This is a genomic window from Sphingomonas sp. T1 (assembly GCF_902506585.1).
In the GTDB taxonomy this organism is placed as follows: domain Bacteria; phylum Pseudomonadota; class Alphaproteobacteria; order Sphingomonadales; family Sphingomonadaceae; genus Sphingomonas; species Sphingomonas aerolata.
This window is the reverse complement of sequence record NZ_LR733875.1, coordinates 2,889,840-2,894,453: the sequence shown is the minus strand read 5'-3', so window position 1 is coordinate 2,894,453 and position 4,614 is coordinate 2,889,840. Positions and strand designations below refer to the sequence as shown.

Sequence of the window (4,614 nt, the reverse complement as noted above, 5' to 3'; positions counted from 1 at the left end):
TTCATTAGCTGGGCCTTCCCACCTGGGCCCCGGCCTTCGCCGGGGTGGGGGTTGGGTGGGGTTTGGCGCGCCGCGTCACAGGGGCAGGCGGAGGATGCGGTCGTCGTCGGCTTTTTCGCCGACCATGAAGACGTAGCGGCCGATCTCGGTGAAGCCGTAGCGCTGGTAGAAGCGGTGGGCGCGGTGGTTGTCGACATAGACGCTGAGGATCATCTCGGTCCGGGCGTCGGCGCGCGCGGTGGCGAGCGCCCAGTCCATCAGCGCGGGGCCGACGCCGGCGCCGTGCTGGTCGGCGCGGACATAGAGCTGGTAGAGCTCGACCGCGGTGGCGGGCCAGTCGCCGGGGAAGGCGACCGGGCCGGTCTTCGCGAAACCGACGATCTCACCCTCGTCGAGCGCGACATGGATGCGGAAGGCGGGGTCGCCGATCTGCGACGGCAGGCCCTGCAGCCCGAACGCCTGGTCCAGGAACGCGGCGAGATCCTGCGGGCGGTAGAGCGTGCCGAACGTCTCGGTGAACGACGCGCGCGCCATCGCGGCGAGCGCGGGGCCGTCGGCGGGGACCGCGTCGCGATAGGTGATCATGCGAAGGCGGCCGGAGTGGGCCAGCCGGGCGACGTGATCGCGAGCGCTTTGAACAGCGACCCCATGTCGTCCATCAGCCGGCGGCGGTCGGCGGCGAGCGCCTCGGCGCGGTCGGGCGAGGCCTTGGCGAGTGCGGAGGTGCGCGTGTCGATGCCGAGCCCGCCGAGCAGGTCGCGCTGTGCGACAGGGCCCCAGGCGACCGCGCCATCGGCCTGCGCGGCGGCGGCGAGCGTGGTGAAATCGACATGCGCGGTCAGGTCGTGCTCGCCCGGTGCCTCGAACGGGTTGGCGAAGGCATGCGCGCGGACCGCCTGGAGCGTGTCGCCGAGCGCGGGGCCTTCATAGCCGTAATCGATCGCGAGCAGCGCGCCGCCCTGTGCGACGAGGCGTTTGGCGAGCGCGCGGACGATGCCGACCGCGGCGGGGGCGGTCTCGAGGATCGATCCGGCGGGCGCGTCGCGGAAGGGCTCGGGGATGACGGCGTCGGGAAGCGGCTTGCCCGCGATCGGGAGGAACAGCAGGTCCTGCGCGGCGACGAGGCGTTCGTGCCAGGCGTCCTCGCGCTTCAGCAACTGGCGGATCGGCAGCGCGTCGAAGAATTCGTTCGCGACGACGATCAGCGGAAGCTCGGTCGGCAGCGTGTCGATCGCGTCGTGCCAGGTCGCGGCGGGGACGCGCTCGGCCTGCGCGGTGCGGAGCGCGGGGCTGGTCTCGACGAAATGCACGGGGGGCACGAGGCCGGCCTTGGCCATGGCGCGGAGCGCGTCGGCAGCGAGCGTGCCGCGGCCGGGGCCGAGCTCGACCCAGGCGACGTCCGGACGGCCGGCGCGGTCCCACAGGTCGGCGCACCACAGGCCGATGAGCTCGCCGAACATCTGGCTGATCTCGGGCGCGGTGGTGAAGTCGCCGGTCGCGCCGAGCGGGTCGCGGGTCGCGTAATAATGCGCGTTGGCGGCGGCCATGTACTGCGCGACGGGGACGGGACCGGCGAGCGTGATCGCGCGGGCGAGGCGTTCGGGGAGGGCGGTGTCGGGGGTGGTGTCAGTCATCGTAAAGCTCTCTGCCTCCCCGGCGGAGGCCGGGGCCCGGTTGGGAGGGCGATGTCACGACGCGCATCGCCCGTCACGCGGGACGTTCCAACTGGGCCCCGGCCTTCGCCGGGGTGGGGATGAGGGTGAGGGTGGTGTCCGCTACGCGACGCTCTGCGAGCCGGCGATGGATTCGACGCGGATGCGGCGTTTGGCGGCGGTGAGGATCAGGTAGAGGCCGCCGAGGATCATCGGCACGCAGAGCCACTGGCCCATGTGGAGCCCGGTCTTCTCGGCAAAGGCGCGCAGCTGCGAATCGGGTTCGCGGAAGAATTCGACGGTGAAGCGCGCGAGGCCGTAGCCGAGCACGAACAGCCCGACGAGCTTGCCCGGGTCATAGCGCGCCTTGGTCTTCCAGAAGGCGAACCAGAGCAGCGCGAACAGCGCGAGCCCCTCGAGCCCCGCCTCGTAGAGCTGGCTCGGGTGGCGGGCGGGCTCGATCATGCCGAAGGGGACGGTGCGCGCGAAGACGATGCCCCAGGCGACGTCGGTCGGCTTGCCCCAGAGCTCGCCGTTGACGAAATTGGCGAGCCGCCCGAAGAACAGCCCGAACGGCACGCAGCAGGCGATGTAATCGTGGACGCGCAGCCAGTTGAGCTTGTGCTTGCGCGCGAACAGGATCAGCCCGAGCGACACGCCGATCACGCCGCCGTGGAACGACATGCCGCCGTCCCAGAGCCGGAGGATGCGCAACGGGCGCAGGATCATCTCGGGCGCGTAGAACAGCACATAGCCGAGCCGCCCGCCAAGGATGATGCCGAGCGTCGCGTAGAAGACGAGGTCGTCGGCATGCCGCCTGGCCATCGGCGCGCCGGGCTGGGCGAGCAGCTTCAGCAGATACCACCAGCCGAGCAGGATCCCGCCGATATAGGCAAGGCTGTACCAGCGCAGCGTGAAGAAGCCGATCGAGAAGACGTCGGGGTGGAGCCCCAGGTCCTCGAACCGGATATGTTGGCCCGTAGCGGGGCTAGGCAGGCCACCGGCTACGGCGGCTAAGGTCGACAGGATCAATGGCTTTTCCCCACGCGTTCGCGCCTGCATAATGAGCGGTGACGATAAGACCAAGGCGATAAGACCGGGGTCATCGTAGCAATGGGAGAGCGATATGCGGACCGAGCTAGACGCGGCGATGGATTCGACGATGGCGGCGCTGACCGCGCCCGGGGGGATGCTCGGGCTCGGATCGATCGAGCGGTTCGGCGTGACGCTGCCGACGATCGCGGTCGCGCCGCCCGCGCTCAACGCCTATTTCGCGCATTATGCCGGCGAGCACCGCGACCAGGTGTTCCTTGTCGCAGGCAACGAGCGGCTGACGTTCGCCGAGGTCGAGGACGCCGCCGAGCGCGTCGCCTGCGCGCTGGTGTCCGCGCACGGCATCCAGCGCGGCGACCGGATCGGCATCGCGATGCGCAACTCGCCGTCGTGGATCGTGCTGTACATGGGCATCATCATGGCCGGCGGGGTCGCGACCTTGCTCAACGGCTGGTGGCAGTCGGACGAGCTGGAGGCGGCGATCCGCGACGTCGACTGCAACATGGTGTTCGCCGATCCGCCGCGCGTGAAGCGGCTGGCGCAGATCGCCGGGCTGGCGACGCCGGTGATCGGGATCGACGACACCCAGCCGCTGCGAATCGCGCTCGACGTGCTCCTGAAGGAGGACCCGGTCGGCGTCGCGCTGCCGCCGCTGGGCCCCGACGACCATGCGACGATCCTGTTCACGAGCGGGTCGACCGGCCAGTCGAAGGGCGCACTGTGCGATCACCGCGCGATCATCCAGGCGATCTTCAACTATCTGGGGCAGGCGATGATGATGCTCGGCATCGCCACCGCGCAGGGCAATCCGCCGGTCGGCCAGCCGGTCACGCTGCTGACGATCCCGCTGTTCCACATCACCGGCGAGGTGCCGGTGTTCCTGCAGAGCTTCGCGATGGGGCGCAAACTGGTGCTGATGCCCAAATGGGATGCGCGCGAGGCGATGCGGCTGATCGAGGCGGAGGGCGTGACCTATTTCGTCGGCGTGCCGCTGATGAGCTTCGAGATCCTCAACCACCCCGATCGCGGCGACTATGACCTGTCGACGGTGACCGATTTCGCCGCGGGGGGCGCACCGCGGCCGGTCGAGCATGTCCGGCGGCTGGGCGAGGAGATGGGCGGAAGCGCGCCGCTGATCGGCTACGGCCTCACCGAGACCAATGCGGTGGGGACGGGCAACTGGCGGAGCAATTATATCGCCAAGCCCAATTCGGCGGGGCGGGCGAGCGCGCCGCTGGTCGATCTGGCGATCCTCGACGATGACGGGCGCGCGCAGCCCGCGGGCGTGCGCGGCGAGGTGGGCATCCGCAGCGTGTGCAACTTTAAGGAATATTGGAACCGGCCCGAGGCGACCGCGGCGGCGTTCACCGCGGACGGCTATTTCCGGACGGGCGATATCGGGTTTCTCGACGAGGACGGCTATCTGTTCATCGTCGACCGCAAGAAGGACATCATCATCCGCGGCGGCGAGAATATCTCATGCCAGGAGGTCGAGGCGGCGCTGTACCAGAACCCCGCGGTGGCGGAGGCGGCGGTGTTCGGGCTGGCGGACGAGCGGTTCGGCGAGGTGCCGGGCGCGGTCGTGGTGCTGCAGGAGGGCGAGACGCTGACGCCGGACGATCTGTGCGCGTTCCTCCACCAGCATATCGCGGCGTTCAAGGTGCCGCAGCGGGTCTGGATCGCCGACGCGCCGCTGCCGCGGCTGGGGACGGAGAAGATCGACAAGGTGACGATCCGGGAGCGGTATCGGGGGATGGTCTGAGGGGGGTGCGGCTGGGATAGCTCACTTCTTCCCGTCATCCTGACGAAAGTCAGGACCCAGAGCCCAGCAGCGTTGCGTTTTGGTACCCTGGGTCCCGACTTTCGTCGGGATGACGGAAGAGGGGATGACGGAAGGGGGGATGAGGGG

4 protein-coding genes are annotated in these 4,614 nt (G+C 69.5%); 1 reads left to right on the top strand and 3 read right to left on the bottom strand.

What is annotated here, in order from left to right:
- Positions 1–75: 75 nt before the first annotated feature.
- The 3 genes from GV027_RS13145 to lgt form a co-directional block, all read right to left on the bottom strand.
- Positions 76–585, bottom strand: a complete 510-nt coding sequence (locus GV027_RS13145; protein ID WP_159512141.1) for a GNAT family N-acetyltransferase — start codon at positions 583–585, stop codon at positions 76–78.
- Positions 582–1,634, bottom strand: coding sequence for a class I SAM-dependent methyltransferase (locus GV027_RS13140; RefSeq protein ID WP_159512140.1), 1,053 nt, complete (start codon positions 1,632–1,634; stop codon positions 582–584). The genes GV027_RS13145 and GV027_RS13140 overlap by 4 nt, the downstream gene beginning before the upstream one ends.
- 141 nt (positions 1,635–1,775) lie before the next feature.
- The gene (gene lgt / locus GV027_RS13135; RefSeq protein WP_416365838.1) at positions 1,776–2,684 is read right to left on the bottom strand and encodes a prolipoprotein diacylglyceryl transferase; all 909 of its coding nucleotides are present in this window, start codon (positions 2,682–2,684) and stop codon (positions 1,776–1,778) included.
- A gap of 94 nt (positions 2,685–2,778) precedes the next feature.
- On the opposite strand from lgt, the gene GV027_RS13130 reads away from it, so the two are divergent.
- The gene (locus GV027_RS13130; RefSeq protein WP_201302623.1) at positions 2,779–4,467 is read left to right on the top strand and encodes a class I adenylate-forming enzyme family protein; all 1,689 of its coding nucleotides are present in this window, start codon (positions 2,779–2,781) and stop codon (positions 4,465–4,467) included.
- Positions 4,468–4,614: the final 147 nt, after the last annotated feature.